Source organism: Paenibacillus lutimineralis (assembly GCF_003991425.1).
Taxonomy (GTDB): Bacteria; Bacillota; Bacilli; order Paenibacillales; family Paenibacillaceae; genus Fontibacillus; species Fontibacillus lutimineralis.
Map to the genome: position 1 here is coordinate 5,009,631 of NZ_CP034346.1, position 18,850 is coordinate 5,028,480.

The following is an 18,850-nucleotide window of genomic DNA, read 5'->3' on the forward strand; positions in this document are numbered from 1 at the left end:
TATATACTTCCATTATGTTATAGATTGGAGGTGATCATTTGTTTAAAATCAGTGAGTTTTCAAGGCTAAGTAAGGTCTCCTTAAAAACATTGCGCTATTATGACCAGATTGGCATGCTAAAGCCGAGAAAAGTAGATCATGACACCGGCTACCGTTACTATTCAGCAGACCAGTTGCTTGAGCTGAACCGAATCTTCATCTATAAGGAATTGGGGTTCACCTTGCCACAAATTATACAGTTGCTCCGCGAAGATATTACACTGGAGCATATTCAAGGGATGTTTAAGCTGAAAAAAAATGAAATCCAGCAGATCATTGATATGGAACAAGCCAAACTCGCCAGGATCGAGGAGCGCATGCAGCTTATAAAAAGTGAGGGGCAAGTGGAAAAAGGACAAGAAATCAGGATCAAAGCAGAAGTTGCTCAACCGTTTCTTTCTTTGAAGGCGCACGGGAGAGAAGAAGACATTCCAGAACTCTTTCGTACATTTAATCAATTGTTAACAAAGGAAACTCGCCAATTGGCTCAAAGTCCCCAGGTTGTTTTGTGGAAAGAAATCGACGAAAAAGAAGATGAGTTTGAATTTGAAGTCGGGTATTTTTTGACCCGAGAGCTTCCAGCATTTTCAGATACTCTTCAACTATGTACTCTTCCTTCTGAGCCGATGATGGCCACAATGGCCTTTCGTTCAGATTCTAACTTTGCTTGTACTGCCTGTGTTGATCTAGCGAAATGGATTGAGGAAAATAACTATCTGATCAAGGAAAACGAGCCCGGCAGGGAAATATATTCACCGTTATCCACAAAACAAAATGAACAACTAATGGAAATACAAATTCCAATTACAAGTAGGTAATAGGAGGAGGAGGAGAGTCTTCATTTGAAAAGAAACCTGATCATCTGTGTCCTCGCACTCGCTGTTTTTCTGATCGGCACCATTGAATACATTATTACAGGAATCATTGAAATGATCGCCGTGGACTTGGGAGTATCTACTTCCAAAGTTGGGCTTTTAGTAACTGTATTTGCTCTTGCAGCAGCTATTATCGCACCGATTCTGATTGCTTTAACGATAAATGTGGATCGCAAGAAACTACTTATGGCTACCCTTAGTGTGTTTATAGCCAGCAACGGACTCATGTTTGTAAACCTTTCTTACGAAACAGTAATATGGATACGAATTATTCAAGGGGTTAGCGGAGGAATCTCTACGGTGGTAGCCATGGCTGTAGCGACACGACTGGTTGATAAAGAAAGAAGAGGTAGAGCCATTGGTATTATTTTAATGGGGCTCAGCAGTTCGCTCGTGCTGGGGGTTCCCATTGGTACATTTTTTAGTGAGATGTTTGGCTGGAGAGTTTTATTTATTCTGATCGGTTTATTAAGCGTACTTCCATTGCTCATCATCTATAAAAAGGTTCCGGCAATCAAAGAGGAAGATAAAGTTACCCTCAGGATGCAACTCTCTATCTTAAAAAACCCAAAAATTTTGACTGCCTTGGTTATTACTTTATTTTATATCGGCGGTTATTCAACACTCTTCACTTATATTACGCCCTTCTTGCAAGCGACATCCTCCCTTTCCATAACTGAAATTAGCGCTGTTCTATTCCTGGCGGGAATTTGCAGCTTCGTTGGATCAAGAGTGGGCGGACAATTGGCAGATGCAAAGGGATCGAAATTCACGATTTGTCTCGGGCTCCTGTTACAAGGAGCAACTCTCCTCTTGTTTGCTCTAGCCGGTGTCAATCTCTTTGTATTGATCTTAGTTTTAATGATCTTTATGTTAGCAACCTGGAGTATTTCCCCTGCCCAACAGCTATATCTGGTTACTCTGGCACCTCGAAATCCGGACATTGCCCTAAGCGTAAATACTTCCTTCATCCAATTTGGTTTTGCACTGGGATCTGGATTAGGCGGGCTTGTCATCAGCCGTACATCTGTCCTGTATTTGAATTGGCTGGGCCTTGCTGCTGTATGCATAGCTTTACTTCTTGCGATCTTGCTATTCAAAAAAATGAGCAGTGATATTGGAACACCTATTGTTACTAATGAACAATGAAATCGTCGTTCCAAATGAATTAAAAAAGGCTTCTCACCAAGTTCAAATTCGAACCTGTGAGAAGCCTCTTTTATGGTCAAACGGTACTTCCGATAGCGGAAGCCCTTGATGCATAAGGCTACGTAGGCCTTATTACATCATTCCGCCCATTCCACCCATGCCGCCCATGTCAGGCATAGCTGGTGCAGCTGGTTCTGGCTTATCAGCGACTACCGCTTCAGTAGTCAGGAACAGACCTGCTACGGATGCTGCATATTGTAGAGCGGAACGCGTTACCTTCGCAGGGTCAACGATACCCGCGTCGAACATGTTCACCCATTCGCCAGTAGCTGCGTTGTAACCTACGCCTACTTCTTCCTTCTTCAGGCGTTCTACGATAACGGAGCCCTCTTCACCTGCATTCGCTGCGATCGTGCGAACTGGCTCTTCCAGAGCGCGAAGCACGATACTTGCGCCTGTCTTCTCGTCGCCGCTCAGGTCAAGTGCTGCGACTGCGTTATATACGTTCACGAGCGCTACGCCGCCGCCCGATACGATCCCTTCTTCAACCGCTGCGCGAGTTGCGTTCAGGGCATCTTCGATGCGAAGCTTGCGTTCTTTCAATTCGGTTTCTGTAGCTGCACCAACTTTGATAACCGCTACGCCGCCAGCCAGTTTAGCCAGACGCTCTTGCAGTTTCTCCTTGTCGAACTCGGAAGTCGTCTCTTCCAGTTGCGCACGGATTTGGTTCACACGAGCATCGATATCGGCTTTGTCGCCGTTTCCGTCAACGATTGTCGTGTTTTCTTTAGTTACGATAACTTGGCGTGCATTACCCAGTTGCTCGATTGTTGTGCTCTTCAGATCCAAACCAAGTTTCTCGGTGATCACTTGGCCGCCAGTCAAGGCTGCGATATCCTGTAACATTGCTTCACGGCGGTCGCCGAAGCCAGGCGCCTTAACAGCTACCGCGTTGAACGTTCCACGCAGTTTGTTCACGATCAGCATCGCTTGTGCTTCGCCTTCGAGATCTTCGGCGATCACAAGCAGTGGTCTCGATTGTTGAACGATCTTCTCAAGCAACGGCAAGATTTCTTGCGTGCTGCTAATCTTCTTGTCGGTGATCAAGATGTATGGATTGTCGAGGACGGCTTCCATCTTATCGGTATCTGTGATCATGTATGGAGATACATAGCCACGGTCGAATTGCATACCTTCTACCACTTCAAGCTCAGTTAAGAAACCACGGGATTCTTCAACAGTGATAACACCATCTTTGCCCACTTTTTCCATTGCTTCGGCGATTTGTTCGCCGATTTCTTCGTCTGCTGCAGAGATCGCAGCTACTTGAGCGATCGATTGCTTGCCTTCGATCGACTTGGAGATCTTTTGCAGCTCTTCAACCGCTACTTTCACGGCTTTGTCGATCCCTTTGCGAAGACCGATTGGGCTAGCGCCTGCAGTTACGTTCTTCAAGCCTTCACGAATCAGTGCTTGAGCAAGTACAGTTGCTGTTGTCGTACCGTCACCAGCGACATCATTTGTCTTCGTCGCTACTTCTTTGACGAGCTGAGCCCCCATGTTCTCAAATGCATCTTCCAGTTCGATCTCTTTCGCGATTGTTACACCATCATTGGTGATCAACGGGCTGCCGAATTTCTTCTCCAATACAACGTTGCGGCCCTTTGGTCCAAGTGTTACTTTTACTGCATCAGCCAAAGTATCTACACCACGAAGCATTGCGCGACGTGCTTCTTCACTAAATTTAATTACTTTTGCCATCGTTACGATTCCTCCTTAAGTATATTAGAGCGTGACCGAATTGACCGAGAAAGGCCTATTAACCGACAATCGCGTGGATGTCGCTTTCCTTCATGATCAAATACTCTTTGCCTTCATATTTCACTTCAGTACCTGCATATTTGGAGAACAACACGCGGTCGCCTTCCTTCACTTCCAGAGGAACACGGACGCCATCCTTCAATGCGCCGCTACCTACGGCTACAACTTTGCCTTCTTGCGGCTTTTCCTTTGCTGTATCTGGAAGCACGATGCCGAAAGCCGTCGTTTCTTCTTGTTCGATTGGTTCTACCAATACACGTTCACCTAATGGTCTAATCATGAGAAATAGCCTCCTTATTAATATGTTGTAATGAAATCGTAGACATATTCTTCTATGTATTAGCACTCGACATATTCAAGTGCTAATAACCAATATTATGATACTCAAATTATGGACAAATTTCAAGTTCCTAATTGTATTTTTTATCAGACCAACCACTCATTCAGAGGATAATCTCATCTGATGCAGAGGCTAGTAGAAATAAATCCAACAAATAAGAAAAGAGCAATCTCAATATATATTTTTATTTGAGACTGCTCTTTATTTTCTTTTCTAACCTTGTTACTGAATATGCTTATCAATCTGATTTAATTATTTAAGCGTTACGTTAAGCGCTCCGTTCTCTGCCTTTTCGATAGTACCTTGAAGCACTTTGCTTACGAATTCCGCAGGAACATACATATTCTTGTTATGCAGCTCTGGAGCCGTGCCAAGGGAGAACGGCGCTACCTTGTTGAAGAAATATTGATCCTTATCGAGCTCAATCGATGTAAATACGGCATCTTTGGTCAGGTCTGCTCTTTTCTCCTTTGCATTCCAGGTCAACTTGAAGCCAAGGCCTTCAATCGTGGAACGCAGCGGAATCATAACCTGCCCATCTGCTTTTGTGTAGTAATCGCTCTTGTTGATGACAACACTTGCCTCTGCAGCTTCATTATCTCCACCTTTGGCGGAAAGGGCAATGCTGAATTCCGGTGTTCCTGCAGCACCTGGTGCGATCGAGTATTTAGGGAATACGATCACTGCTTTGCTGTCCTTCACATAGAAATCTTCTTCTTGCCCAGCATCGATTCCTTTGAACTCATCCGCGAAATAATCGTCCGGCTGCATAGCGATTTGCTCGCGAATTTGCTTGTTCAGCGCTGCCTTGTAGTCGGTGCCGAACAATTCCTCAAGCGTCACCCGTTCGGCCTCGGCTTTATTCCATACATTGTAGAAATATTTGATCGGCATGGAAGTACCTCCGCTAAAACCCTCTTGAGTAACTACGAACGAGAGCAATTGCTGCGGATTAGCAGCAGCAGAGCCGTCTGATTTCACCTCATAGTCGATATACAATTCATACGGACGGAATTCATATTTATTCTCTTTCGCATCCTTGGCTCCTTCCGTAGCCAGCTTCTCCCACTCTTGGATCGCTTTATCCGCATTGCGTTCAATAATATCATTCATTTCTAGGCCATATTGTGTATCCTTCAAGCCCTCAACGACTGGAATTTTCACCTGGGCCTTCAAATAAGGGCTATTTGAAGTGAGAGTTTTCGTCTTAATAGTAACCTTCTGTTCTTGCTTATTTGAGAGTTCTGCCTCAACCACGCTCTTGGCGGAAGGTGCAACGCCTTGAGCCGCTTGTACCGGATATGCCAGCTGGGTAAAAACTGCGCCGCTGATCAGGATTCCACCAGCCACTCCTAAAGCAATAATCGATTTTTTAGTCATCCATGTTTTCATATCCATCGCCCTTTCCTAAGTTGAACTATAGTTTCTGAAGTTAGCCTGAATTTACAAGTAACATGAGAGTTCAAAAAGATCGGTTTTCAGCACCGAGAAGGTTGGATGAAGCTAGGGATTGAGGAGCGGAGCGTACGTAGTTTGTACGTGAGCACCGGAAATCCCGGCTGAATTCAAGATTCGATGCCGAGTAAGCTTCTTGATTCACTTCGTGATCAAAAGCGGGCTTTTTGAACTACCATTATAATGGACTAATCTTCCTGTGAACCTATCGTAACAGGGGCGGTGAAAGAGATAGTTACAAATCGACAACAGCCTACGTCAGCAGCGATGAAGCAGAAGGCAATTTAATAGTTACCGTTGTCCCCTTATGTAACTCGCTGTCTATCTTCATGCTTCCCCCATGCATTTCCACAATCTCCTTAGACAGAGCGAGCCCGATTCCGCTGCCGGACTGCTTGCTCTTGCCCTTGAAAAATTTGGTCATCATCTTCTCCAGATCAGCAGGCGCGATCCCCTCGCCTTCATCGACAACTTCAAGCTTCAGCCTCTGCTCAAGCCGCTGCGCTCTAAGCAATACTTCTCCGCCTTCATGTGAAAATTTGATCGCATTGTCGAGCAGATTGATAAGCACCTGCTTCATCCGGTTGCGATCTGCGGTAATGTATCCGGCACTAGCGTCATACTCGGTTCGCAGAGTAACCCCCTTCTGCTCGAGATGGGCCGAGAATTGTATTTTCAGTTCATGCAGCAATTCTCCGACATTCCAGCGCGTTGGATGCATCTCCAGATGTTTCGCCTGCAGCTTGGAGAAGTCCAGCAGATCATTGACCATGCCGTTGAGCCGCTTCGCCTCATCACGAATCGTCTGCAGCCCGTCGAGCAGTTCTTCTCTATCCTGCATATCTCCAGTAAGCAGCGTCTCCGACCAGCCCTGAATAGAAGTAAGCGGCGTCCTTAATTCATGGGACACCGTAGAAATAAACTCATGCTTTAGCTTGTCAGTCTTCAAAATTTCCTCGGCCATTACATTCATCGTCTGACCAAGCACGGCAATCTCATCGCGCTGCCGATTCTCGGAACGGACATGGAAATCCCCTCTGATATACGCATTGGCTATGCGCCGCAATTCAAGCAGGGGGCCCACCATTCTGCTCGACAGAAATAAACTGACGATAAAGGAAGCGGCAATAATGCCGAGACTAAGCGTCAGCGTCACCAGGACGATCTCCGCATACAGTTTATCAACCGCAGCCAAGGATGTAACAAACCGAACGACGCCGACGGTATTCTCCTCCCGGTATAGGGCATAGCTGTACGCTATCACATGCTCGCCGTCCTGCTCTGTCTGTCCGGACCATGACCCTTCTCCATCCTGAATAGCTCTGGCAATATCCGGCGAGGACAAGTGCCCCTTCTGCTCGAAGCCATTGGCGTCCATCAGCACCTTTCCCGACAGATCAAGCACCTGAACACTCATATAATCAGCGGCCGGAAGCTGCTGGAAGATCTCCGTCGCTTTTTCACGCAGCGTCTCATCGTTAATGAACTTATTGTAGTAGGAAGACAGCACATTAACCCGCTCCGCGAACGCTTCCTTCGCCCCCTGGTAATAATAGCGGTGGACACCATACAGAAAGACAGTTGAGAACAGGGTCGTAACGAGCAAAATAATAAAGAAATGGCTTAATAACAGCTTGCTCTTAATGCTCTTCATACTGCGAGCTCCATTTGTAGCCATGTCCCCACACCGTATGAATCCAGTGCGGATGGGAAGGATCCTCCTCAATCTTGTTGCGCAAACGCCGCATATGTACGTCGACAGTCTTCACCTCACCCGTATAATCCTGTCCCCATACTGCATTGAGAATGTCATCCCTGCTTAGACTGGCATCTGCATGCTCCAGGAACAATTTCATCAACGCATATTCAGTCGGTGTCAGTTCCACCTCAATTCCATTCTTCCACAGCTTCCGTTCCTTCGACGATAACACAAAAATGCCCGACTGAAGCTGCCCCCCCATTTCATACGCCACAGGATGCAATCTGCGGTAGAGCGCATTAATCCGGGCCAACAGCTCTGTTGGACTGAACGGTTTGCATATATAATCATCCGCTCCCATTTCAAGAGCGGCCACCAGGTCTTCCTCCTGTGTTAGTGCTGTTAGCATAATAATGCCCATTTTCGGAAAGGAGCGCCTGAGCATTCTACACACATCAAGCCCGCTAATCGCGGGCAGTTGAATATCAAGCAAGGCTATATCTATGTCCTTCTCCCTCTCGACGGCTTCCATCGCCTCCTCACCAGATTCCGCCTCCACAACGACGATCCCCTGCCGTTTCAAGTTGATGCGCACAAAATTACGGATCGGGCGCTCGTCCTCCACAATCATTACTTTCATCTGTACAACCTCCAACACTGCCTCAAAATTTCGTATCTGTAAAACCGCTGACCAGTTCTTTCACCGAAATAGCCAACGATTGAATCGCATTCGGATATCCATCCAAACTCTCCGGGAAGATGCCAGCAATCCACTTGTCTTTGCCTTCGCGCAAGGAGACAAATTGATAGCCTGCGTTCTTCCATTTTTCAATCTCTTGACTCTTGCCGGACATGGGCACCATTTTGATCTCCAGGAGCGATATCTCAGGGTTTCGCAGGGGTCTGAACGATATGCCCTCGTTATTGTCGCCGATGTACTGCAGTGTTACCTGATCGGTCCAACGCACTGGCAGTTCAAAGCGATAATTGTTCTCAAAGTCGTAGAAGCTGTCCATCACGGGCTGCAGCTTGCCTTGTGGCGTCCACTGTATCCACTCATGAATGAACGGCATATCCGCGTAAGGGATATCCTCTGTTCCCGGAGGCTCCTTCATCCGGTCAATCTCCAGAATTCCGTCCCCGTTGACATCTTCGCTCAAGGTCGTCTGGGCATTGAAAAATTCCGGGTTGAGCGGATCGGCATTAAGCACATCCTTTAACTGTCCTTGCTCCTTAATCAGCATCGAAGTATAAGAAGAGTGGGCACCGATATCGGCCACGATGACAATTCCCTGGCGTTCTCCATTTACTTTGCCGGTAACAACCTGAGCATAGCCGTTAATGGCTCCATCTAGATCAAGCGCCGTTTGCTTGACCAACTGTCCATCTTGAAAATCATATAAAGCGGCTTCCGCTACCATTTTTTCGGAATCCCAGGACAGGTTGAACAGCTCCGGTCTGTTATTGCCTTCAAGATCGGTAACAAGCATCTGTGTATACAGCATATCCCCGTCCAGTTCAAGCTTGTCCTGCTCATTCACTGAATGAATCTGGAGCTCATTGCGTCCGCGGACCCCGCCTTTCCAGCCGGTAATGATCTCGCTGCGTCCATCTCCATCAAGATCGGCAAGCTGGAAGAAGTCGATACCGCGGCTCGGAACGGTGACCTGGTCCATCCGTTCCCATTTCCCTTTATTCTCCCGCAATACAATATACCCATGTTCAAATTCGTCGCTTTCATTGGCATAAAAGGCAATCACCTGCCGGTGGCCGTCCCCGAGAATGTCTTTAATGAATATCGCCGTCGCCCCATAAGGTCCGTTATCGGGTATGACCAGCTTGGAATGAGGCGGCAATTGCTGCAGTACCTCCTGGCGGATATTGGACTGCTGCTGGGACTGGGCAGGGGGCTGCAGCAGCTGAAATGGCGTACTACCCAGACCGCAGCCGCCGAGAAGCAAGACGATTCCGCTCATTATGAATACAAGGATCATTCGATTAATTCTCATGTCATCACCATTCAATTATTTCATAGACTGACTAACTATATCTCTAATCATATAGAATGACGAGATGAAGAGGTTACAGAACCATTACGCCAACAATGAACAAAGGCTATCACACAAGGTCAGATGACCTTAGGATAGCCTACATCAACGGTTCTCATTATCGAATCACCCTTGACGGGCTCTTAATTCCGCTCACCATTCAATATCTCTGTCTTCAGCCGTCGTCCTGTAGGCGTGTCTGCAAGTCCGCCTTGTGCGGTCTCTCGCAGTGCAACCGGCATCGCTTGACCAATCCGGTACATCGCTTCTATCACTTCATCACAAGGAATCGCACTCGTAATACCAGCCAGCGACATGTCTGCAGCTACCATGGCAATCGCTGCTCCCATCGCATTCCGCTTCACACACGGAACTTCAACCAGGCCAGCAACAGGATCACATACTAGACCGAGCAAGTTCTTAAGCGCTATGGCCATCGCTGTAGCAGATTGCTGCGGTGTCCCTCCGGCCAGAGCCACGATTGAACCTGCTGCCATACCCGTTGCAGAGCCCACTTCGGCCTGACAGCCTCCAGCAGCGCCGCTAATCGAGGCATTGTTGGCGACAACCATCCCAAACGCCCCGGATGTGAACAGAAAATCAATCATCTGATCCCGGGTCGGATGAAGCTTATCCACCAGCGCGAATAATACGCCCGGGATAACCCCCGAAGCGCCAGCGGTCGGCGTGGCACAAATCAGTCCCATTGCCGCATTCACTTCATTGGTAGCGACCGCTTTGCTAACTGCATCAAGCACAGTAAAGCCGCTTATTCCTTGACCACTAGCGATATATTGTTGCATTTTTACCGCATCACCACCGGTCAATCCCGAATGTGACTTCACACCGCTGAGTCCTCTTTCTACAGCCTTCTCCATCACCTCAAGATTGCGCGACATTTGCTCGCGGATCTGTTCCCGGCTCTTTCCGCTAACTTCCATCTCCTGGCGGATCATGATCTCCGCAATGGAACATGATTTCTCTTCCGCTAGTGCGATTAACTCTGCCACATTAGAAAACATTGTAGTCCTGCCTCCTTTACATATAATTTGTGTTCAAAAAGTAGGGCGCTCTGCTAATCCTCCATTGACAGAACCCGGTCAACACCCTCTAGCTTCCTAATGGTATCGATCACTTCGCCGCCAATCATCTCATCCGTCTCGATGACCATCAGAGCCATCTTGCCCTTTTCCTTACGGGACACCTTCATATTTCCGATGTTGACATGATTTTCACTCAATATATAGGTCACTCTGGCGATAACGCCATAGCGATCATGATTAATAATTAGAATAGCCGGACTTTCGCCAGACAGGCCCAATTGGAATCCATTCAGCTCACGCAGCTCAACCTTGCCTCCGCCGATAGAAATCCCTACCAGATCAATCTCCTCGCTCCCGCTCTGCATGGTGATGCGGACCGTATTCGGATGCTCCGGAATCGCCTCTTCTGTTCTAATGATAATCTCTACTCCCGCTTCCGCCGCATATTTTGCAGCCTGAGGCAGACGTGGATCATCCGTATCATACCCCAATAATCCGGCAATTAATGCCACATCAGTGGCATGTCCCTTATAAGTATCAGCAAAAGAACCGTACAGCGACAATACAACACGCTTCGGCTCTTTGCCAAATATACTGCGCGCCAGCCTGCCAATCTTCGCCGCCCCTGCTGTATGAGAGCTAGAGGGACCGACCATAACCGGACCGATTACATCAAACACGCTACGGTATTTCATTATCATTCTCCCTTGTACATAAATCATGAAATATCTCGAGCAAAAAGAATCACTAATCCATAATATGCGCTTCACAGAGACGATGCAATAAGATTGGCCATACCCGGCAACAGCACAAAGGCCGCCCTTTGGCCAAGCCTGACCGCAAGACAGCCTGTGTATCTAGTTATTGCTTATTATACCCGCAAACGATGAATTCCCTTGTTCTCGAGACCACGAATAAGTGGGGTCCAATCCTCATCCTCCGCGGTTGTGTTCAATGCATCTTCCACCATCTGCAGCTTCGCATCAAGTGCATCGATATGGTGCAAGGCCACCGCTTCCGCCGTCTGCGGCTGTACCGGACTACCCCACTCGCCCAAGTTATGATGTGAGAGCACCAGATGCTGCAGTCCCATCACCTTCGGTGAATCCAGGTCAATATCAAGCCGGATCGCCGCCTCTGTAATCCAGTTGGACGCCATTGAGATATGGCCTAGCAGCTTGCCTGCCGTGCTATATTCGGACACAATGCCGAGCTGTGCTACCATCTCTTCGGGTTTGGCAATATCGTGCAATATAATTCCCGCCCGGAGCATATCTGGATTCAGAAATGTACGCTGCCCACAGAGAAACTCACCAAGCTCCAGCATCCTGACCATGTGATAGGCAAGGCCGGCAAAATAGGCATGATGATGCGTCTTCGCAGCCGGATAATGCATCAGCTTCTCTTCCACTTTATCAACACAATAAGTTACGATGCTGCGGATCTCCGCATCCGATATAGTAGCGATCGTCGCCTGGATCGTATGGATCAAGTCCACCGCCCGAATCGGAGCGGAACGGACGAACTCCGTCAACTTCACTCCATCTTCTTCTTTGACCGGACGCATCTGGATGATCTTCATTTGCAGCCGCTCCCGATAAGTTTGTACAACACCGCGTACCTTTACGAGCCCCATTGGGAAGAAGGTCTCTTTATCAACCTCTGAAGCATCCCATAATTTAGCAGAGATTTCTCCACTGGAGTCGCTCAGCACGATATCCAAATAATTTTTGGGAGGCGTACTATTCGTTAATTTAACTTCTACTTCCTTCAGTAAATAATAACCGATGAATTCCTCTTGATTTACAAATTCTTTAATTAATGTCATGGATTCTCCCCCACAAAATAATCATATCTCTATTATACTATGGGTCCCTAGCTAAAGCAGAAAAAAGAATCGATGTTTCATCCAACCTTCTCGGTGCTGAAAATTGAAATTTTGAACTTCATATTAATGAGACAGTTCAAAAAGGCCGGCAGCCCCGGATCTATCCGGTACGACTGCCGGCCACACCTGCAACTATTCCACTATAGTATCGTGGACTCATCCTTGCTTGCGATCGCAATCCAGGTGATAAAGCCATAATTGATCGGACTATCCTTCAGTCTTGATATCTCAACAGTAGCCATATCCGGGGACCGATCCTTCAAACTAACATAGTACGCTGGATGATTGGTCATCGCCACAAGCACATAATGCGCATGATCAAAGGGCTCATCAAAATGAATTGTAATCTCGGTCGACTTCTCATAACCTTGCAGTAAGAATGCTGACATGCCGAACTGTTGTATAGCCTGTTGACCGCTGATTGCCTGGACCGGATTAATCCTTAAATGCTCGGAGCCTACAGAATTTGGCGACAGATGATTAGATGTGATTGATCCATAAGCCAGATGCCGGGACTGCACAGAATCATCCACCAGATGATACCCGAATACTGATCCTTCTTGGATATGTTCTGAGCTGACCGACCATTTCGACAGATGATTGGATTCTACTGCTCCGTCAGCCAAATGATGTGACTGAACAGATTCATTGACCAGATGATTTCCGGATACTGACTCTTCCTGAATATGCTCAGAACCAACGGAGTGCTTCGATAGATGATTGGATTCTACCGCCTCAGCAGACAAATGACGGGACTGTATGGATTCATCGACCAGATGATAGCCGTATACAGCGCCCTCCTGAATATGCTCAGAACCAACGGAGTGCTTCGACAGATGATTAGATTCTACCGCTTCAGCAGACAAATGACGGGATTGTATGGATTCATTGACCAGATGATTTCCAGATACTGACTCTTCCTGAATATGCTCGGAGCCAACGGAGTGCTTCGACAGATGATTAGATTCTACCGCTTCAGCAGACAAATGACGGGACTGTATGGATTCATTGACCAGATGATTTCCAGATACTGACTCTTCCTGAATATGCTCGGAGCCCACGGAGTGCTTCGACAGATGATTAGATTCTACTGCATCAGCAGACAAATGACGGGACTGTATGGATTCATCGACCAAATGATTTCCAGATACTGACTGTTCCTGAATATGCTCGGAGCCCACGGAGTGCTTCGACAGATGATTAGATTCTACCGCCTCAGCAGACAAATGACGGGACTGTATGGATTCATCGACCAGATGATAGCCGAGTACAGAGCCCTCCTGAATATGCTCAGAACTAACCGATTGCTGACTAAGTACGTCAGAATCTACCGTATTATCCTGCAGATGCTCTCGGGAGACCGAGCCCGCCTGGATATCTTCTCCCCGGATCCCGCCTTCAGGCAAGAAGCCGTGTTCTCTAATCTCCACTGCTAAGTGCTCTCTGCTGATCACGTTAGGTGCAATATGATGCGAAGCAATCGCCTTCTGCTCAATATGCGTGCCATCGATGCAATTCTCTGTAAGATGTCGCGAACTGACCGAATTCTCCGCCAGATGCTGCGCTTGCACCGACTCAGCAGTCAAATGCAGGCTGAAGATCGAATTGGACTGCAAATGATCGGCTCCCACAGAGTGACTCTGGAGCACACCCGCATCTACGGCATTTTGCTCTAGATGAACACGGCTAATTGAGCCGGGCTGCAGCTCTTTACCGCTGATACCGTTCTTCGGAAGTAGACCCTCCTGCTGAAGCTCAGGAGATAGATGAGCGCGATTTACAGAGCCTTCACGAAGATGCCGTGAATAAACAGCTCCTTCATGGATGTGGGAGTCATGCACACTGCCTTCCATCAAATGCTGTGCTTTGATAATATTCGAAGATAGATGCTGAATCTGCACAGCTTCATCCGCCAGATGATACCCGGACACCGAGCCTTCCTGAATATGTTCCGAGCTAACCGACCATCTCGACAGATGATTGGATTCTACTGCTCCATCAGCCAAATGGTGGGACTGCACAGATTCATTGACCAGATGATTTCCAGATACTGACTCTTCCTGAATATGCTCGGAGCCAACAGAGCGCTTCGACAGATGATTGGATTCTACCGCATCAGCAGACAAATGACGGGACTGTATGGATTCATCGATCAGATGGTGGCTGAATACCGATCCCTCCTGAATATGCTCAGAACCGACCGATTGCTGACTCAACACGTCGGAATCTACCGTATTATCCAGCAAATGCTCTCGGGAGACCGAGCCCGCCTGGATATCTTCTCCTCGGATCCCGCCTTCAGGCAACAAGCCGTGTTCTCTAATCTCCACTGCTAAATGCTCTCTGCTGATCACGTTAGGTGCAATATGATGTGAAGCAATCGCCTTCTGCTCAATATGGGTGCCATCGATGCAATTCTCTATAAGATGTCGCGAACTGACCGAATTCTCCGCCAGATGCTGCGCTTGCACCGACTCAGCAGTCAAATGCAGGCTGGAGATTGAATTGGCCTTCAAATGCACGGCTCCCACAGAGTGACTCTGGAGCACATCTGCATCAACGGCGTTTTGCTCTAGATGAATACGGCTAATTGAGCCGGGCCGCAGATCTTTACCGCTGATTCCATTCTTTGGAAGCAGCCCCTCCTGCTGAAGCTCGGGAGATAGATGAGCGTGATTTACAGAGCCTTCACGAAGATGCCGTGAATAAACAGCCCCTTCATGGATATGGGAGTCATGCACACTGCCTTCCGTCAAATGCTGTGCTTTGATAATATTCGAAGATAAATGCTGGATCTGTACAGCTTCATCCGCCAGGTGATACCCGGACACCGAGCCTTCCCGAATATGTTCCGAACTAACCGAACATTTCGACAGATGATTGGATTCTACTGCTCCATCAGCCAAATGGTGGGACTGCACAGATTTATTGACCAGATGGCCTCCAGATACTGACTCTTCCTGAATATGCTCGGAGCCAACGGAGTGCTTCGACAGATGATTAGATTCCACTACATCAGTAGACAAATGACGGGACTGTATGGATTCATCGACCAGATGGTGGCTGAATACCGATCCCTCCTGAATATGCTCAGAACCGACCGATTGCTGACTCAGTACGTCGGAATCCACCGTATTATCCAGCAGATGCTCTCGGGAGACCGAGCCCACCTGGATATCCTCTCCTCGGATCCCATGTTCAGGCAGTAGGCCTTGTTCTCTAAGCTCCTTTGCCAAATGCCCACGGCTGATCACGTTAGGAACAATATGATGCGAAGCAATCGCCTTCTGCCTAATATGGGCACCACCGATGCAATTCTCTGTAATATTCCGCGAACTGATCGAATTCTCCGCCAGATGCTGCGCCTGTACCGACTCATCCGTCAGATGTAGACTGAAGATCGAATTGGCCTGCAAATGCACGGCTCCCACAGAGTGACTCTGGAGCACATCTGCATCAACGGCATTTTGCTCTAGATGAACGCGGCTGACCGAGCCGGGCCTTAGGTCTGTACCGCTGAGTCCATCCTTCGGAAGTAGCCCCGCCTGCTGAAGCTCAGGAGATAGATGAACGTGATTTACGGAGCCTTCACGAAGATGTTGTGAATCAACAGCTCCTTCATGGATGTGGGAGTCATGCACACTGCCTTCCGTCAAATGCCGTGCTTCGATAATATTCGAAGATAAATGCTGAATCTGCACAGCTTCATCCGCCAGATGATAGCTTTGCACCGATTTCAGCTGCAAGTGCAGCGAACCAACCGATTCATTCTGCAGCGCTTCATCATCAACAGCACCTTTTTGCAGGTGCGTGCGACTGATTGAGCCGGATTGTAGACTTTTTCCGCCAATCCCCCCTTCGGGCAGGATGCCTTCTCGCACAATCTCCTCATCCATCAGTACCTTAGAAATCACGCCAGGCTGGATATGCTCAGCCGTAACCGACCCTTTCGCAAGCGTTTCGCTGTCAATAGTTCCCGGGACGATATGACGGGACTGGACAGCTCCGTCGGCCAGATGATCGCTCTGTACCGAAGAAGCAACGATATGCTGACTTTGGACGCTATGTGCCTGCAGATGGCCTATACCTACCGAGCCAAGCTGCAGAACCTCTCCATCGACCGCTCCCTTCTGCAAATGAGCGCGACGAATGGATGAAGGCTGAATGTCCATTCCGCTAATTCCTGCTTCCGGCAGCAGTCCTCCCTCCTGCAATTCAAGGGACAGATGCTCTAGCTTCACTACCTGAGGAGTGAGGTGATGCGATTCGATTACACCTTCCCCAATGTGTGTTCCCTTAATGTTGGCCTCTGCCAGATGACGAGACTGAACCGTGCGATCCGCTATTTTGTCGGAAGTGACTGCTTGATTTTGCAATGCTTGCCCGGGCACCGATTCGGTTGTAAAGTGATCCTCCGTGAGTACATTGGTTTGTAAGTGACTGGCGTCAACCGCAGCCTTCGCTAAATGCTGTGACTTAACGGCGCCCTCTGCCAAATCCTTGGATAGTATCGCCCCCTCTGCCAAATGCCAGGATTGAATCGTCTCTGGGGCGATTTTAGAGGAGACCACACTGCCTTCTGCCAGTTTACTGCTCGTAATCGACAGATCTGTAATCTTGTCGCTGCTCACGCTCTCTGGGGATAGCTTCAAGGCCGTCACAGCATGGTCCTGCAAATGATAAGAGAAGATGACTCCCTTCTGCAAATGGTCCTCATGAATCGAATCCTTCTGCAGTTTGTCGCTGCTCACGCTGTTCTGAGCCAGATGCTGCTGCTGAATCGAGCCGGAGACAATATGACTTGACTGCACTTGATTGTCCCCAATGATTTTGCTAGTGACTGCTCCCCTCACGAGTTTACTCTCGGTCACGCTGCCTTCGGCCAGCTTCTCCGATACAATGCTCCCAGGCTGGAGATGTCTCTCTTCGATGGCTTCCTCTGAAATATGCTCACCAATAATCGCATCGATATCGATCTTATCACCGGTAACTGCGGAACCGGCAAGATGCCATTCCTGAACTGCATTAGGGGAGATGTGATCGCGATGTACTGCCCCCTGCTGTATATGTGCAGCATTAAGCGTATTAGTCGCAATTTGCGGCCCTTGCACAGATCCTTTAGCCAAATGCCTTGTCAGTACGGATTCATCCGCCAGCTTATGTGGCAATATGCTCTGGTCGGCAATCTTCGAAGAAGTAACTGACTGCTCAACGATCTGTGAAGTTCCGACAGACTGATCGGCTAGCTTAGTAGAGATGATACTGCGATCCGCCAAATGCCTACCCTTGATTTCACTGCTTCCAATGTGTTCTTCTCTAACGCTGCCAGCTTGCAGATGGATACTCCCAATAGCGCCTAGAGCAATATGCCCCCCCTCTACGACTTTCTCCTTGAGATGATGCGCAGCCACGCTTCCCTTCTCAATCTGCTCAGCCCCTACGCTGGCATGGGCCAGATGCTCTTTGGCGATCAATCCGGGCCCGAGATTATTAATGGTGATTGCATTCTCAGCTAGATGACGGCTCTCAATCACGCCGTCCTGCAGCTTAGCTCCCGTTACGGACCCGTCCCTCAGCTTCGCAGAGGTAACAGCACCTTCGCTCAATTTGGAAGTATCAATCGCTGTATTGGCGATATGATAGGAATGAATACTTCCACTGCGCAGCTTCTCTGTAGTTACCGCCTGATCCTGAATCAGATCCGTCGTTACGATCCATTCCCGCAAATGGCGGCTCTCAATGGATCCGTCGGCGAGCTTCTCTCCACCAATCACACCATCAGCGAATTTATCGGCAGTAATACTACCTTCCTCCAGCTTGCTTCCGCTGATCGAACGTTCACGAATCTTTCGTCCTTCAATGGCTCCATCCACCAAATGATCGGCTGTGATGGAGCCGGGGGCGATCTTGGAGGAATTTACTGCCGATTCGGCAATTTTAATATTGCTTACCGAATAATCAGCGATCCATGCAGTACCGATCGCCCCATGCCTGATCTTGGTCGAGTCGATGGTAAACGGTGCAATTTTATCACCTGTTACAGATGAACTCGATAGATCGTCAGTGTAAATAATTCCTTTCTCGAGCTGTGAGGCTCTTTTTTCCTGAAGGGCTTCCTTTACCATCTGATCATGCCGGGCAAGCTGCCCAGATTCATTCTGCGCTACTCTCTCCTTAGCGCTCAGATCCTTGGCCTCCTGCAGTTTTGAAGCCTGCTCGGACCCCTCATGGGAAAGAGAACCCTGTGCATGCTTCTGTTCCACTGTGTATTCGTCAACCTCAACCATTGCAAGAGACTGGTGTAGTTTGATCTCCTTTTCCTCCTGCTGGCTCTCGGCCTTGAAAGAACTCAGCAGATTCAGTTCATTCATATCCGGGTTATCCACGAAGTATAGCGAGTTTTTTGGCCTGCCGTTTTTCGCGGTTTTCGTTCGCTTTTTCAGAGCCGTCCTCCCCTTTGCCAAAAGATAAATCTCCTTAGGCATCATATGCG

Annotated in this window: 12 protein-coding genes; 2 read left to right on the top strand and 10 right to left on the bottom strand. The window is 48.2% G+C overall.

What is annotated here, in order from left to right; all coding sequences use genetic code 11:
* The first annotated feature begins 38 nt into the window (after positions 1-38).
* Positions 39-857 (top strand): MerR family transcriptional regulator, encoded by an 819-nt coding sequence (locus EI981_RS22230; protein ID WP_127001979.1) that lies wholly within the window; start codon positions 39-41, stop codon positions 855-857.
* 24 nt (positions 858-881) lie between these two features.
* On the top strand, positions 882-2,063 hold the full coding sequence (locus EI981_RS22235) for an MFS transporter (protein ID WP_127001981.1): 1,182 nt from the start codon (positions 882-884) through the stop codon (positions 2,061-2,063).
* Positions 2,064-2,195: 132 nt separating this feature from the next.
* Here the strand turns inward: EI981_RS22235 and groL are convergent, their stop codons facing one another.
* The 10 genes from groL to EI981_RS22285 form a co-directional block, all read right to left on the bottom strand.
* Entirely contained in the window at positions 2,196-3,824 is a 1,629-nt protein-coding gene (gene groL, locus EI981_RS22240) for a chaperonin GroEL (RefSeq protein WP_127001983.1), read from the bottom strand.
* 58 nt (positions 3,825-3,882) lie between these two features.
* Positions 3,883-4,164, bottom strand: a complete 282-nt coding sequence (gene groES, locus EI981_RS22245; RefSeq protein ID WP_127001985.1) for a co-chaperone GroES — start codon at positions 4,162-4,164, stop codon at positions 3,883-3,885.
* A gap of 312 nt (positions 4,165-4,476) precedes the next feature.
* On the bottom strand, positions 4,477-5,604 hold the full coding sequence (locus EI981_RS22250; protein ID WP_227011538.1) for a stalk domain-containing protein: 1,128 nt from the start codon (positions 5,602-5,604) through the stop codon (positions 4,477-4,479).
* A 328-nt stretch (positions 5,605-5,932) separates the two neighbouring features.
* Positions 5,933-7,333 (bottom strand): sensor histidine kinase, encoded by a 1,401-nt coding sequence (locus tag EI981_RS22255; RefSeq protein WP_162616247.1) that lies wholly within the window; start codon positions 7,331-7,333, stop codon positions 5,933-5,935.
* Positions 7,320-8,018: a response regulator transcription factor gene (locus EI981_RS22260; RefSeq protein ID WP_127001991.1), complete on the bottom strand. Its 699-nt coding sequence runs from the start codon at positions 8,016-8,018 to the stop codon at positions 7,320-7,322. Before EI981_RS22260 ends, EI981_RS22255 begins: the two co-directional genes overlap by 14 nt.
* A 22-nt stretch (positions 8,019-8,040) precedes the next feature.
* Entirely contained in the window at positions 8,041-9,354 is a 1,314-nt protein-coding gene (locus EI981_RS22265) for an FG-GAP repeat domain-containing protein (protein WP_227011539.1), read from the bottom strand.
* Between the two features lie 215 nt (positions 9,355-9,569).
* Positions 9,570-10,448, bottom strand: coding sequence for an L-serine ammonia-lyase, iron-sulfur-dependent, subunit alpha (sdaAA, locus tag EI981_RS22270; RefSeq protein ID WP_127001996.1), 879 nt, complete (start codon positions 10,446-10,448; stop codon positions 9,570-9,572).
* A 53-nt stretch (positions 10,449-10,501) separates the two neighbouring features.
* Positions 10,502-11,164 (bottom strand): L-serine ammonia-lyase, iron-sulfur-dependent subunit beta, encoded by a 663-nt coding sequence (gene sdaAB / locus EI981_RS22275; RefSeq protein WP_127001998.1) that lies wholly within the window; start codon positions 11,162-11,164, stop codon positions 10,502-10,504.
* A gap of 176 nt (positions 11,165-11,340) precedes the next feature.
* Positions 11,341-12,297, bottom strand: coding sequence for a 3'-5' exoribonuclease YhaM family protein (locus EI981_RS22280; RefSeq protein WP_127001999.1), 957 nt, complete (start codon positions 12,295-12,297; stop codon positions 11,341-11,343).
* Positions 12,298-12,497: 200 nt separating this feature from the next.
* Positions 12,498-18,821, bottom strand: coding sequence for a WIAG-tail domain (locus EI981_RS22285; RefSeq protein WP_162616248.1), 6,324 nt, complete (start codon positions 18,819-18,821; stop codon positions 12,498-12,500).
* Between the last annotated feature and the right edge of the window lie 29 nt (positions 18,822-18,850).

Bases quoted from the DNA above. Each gene is read 5' to 3' on its own strand.
- groL (WP_127001983.1), bottom strand. From the start codon at position 3,824: ATGGCAAAAGTAATTAAATTTAGTGAAGAAGCACGTCGCGCAATGCTT.
- groES (WP_127001985.1), bottom strand. From the start codon at position 4,164: ATGATTAGACCATTAGGTGAACGTGTATTGGTAGAACCAATCGAACAA.
- EI981_RS22250 (WP_227011538.1), bottom strand. From the start codon at position 5,604: ATGACTAAAAAATCGATTATTGCTTTAGGAGTGGCTGGTGGAATCCTG.
- EI981_RS22255 (WP_162616247.1), bottom strand. From the start codon at position 7,333: ATGAAGAGCATTAAGAGCAAGCTGTTATTAAGCCATTTCTTTATTATT.
- EI981_RS22260 (WP_127001991.1), bottom strand. From the start codon at position 8,018: ATGAAAGTAATGATTGTGGAGGACGAGCGCCCGATCCGTAATTTTGTG.
- EI981_RS22265 (WP_227011539.1), bottom strand. From the start codon at position 9,354: ATGAGCGGAATCGTCTTGCTTCTCGGCGGCTGCGGTCTGGGTAGTACG.
- sdaAA (WP_127001996.1), bottom strand. From the start codon at position 10,448: ATGTTTTCTAATGTGGCAGAGTTAATCGCACTAGCGGAAGAGAAATCA.
- sdaAB (WP_127001998.1), bottom strand. From the start codon at position 11,164: ATGAAATACCGTAGCGTGTTTGATGTAATCGGTCCGGTTATGGTCGGT.
- EI981_RS22280 (WP_127001999.1), bottom strand. From the start codon at position 12,297: ATGACATTAATTAAAGAATTTGTAAATCAAGAGGAATTCATCGGTTAT.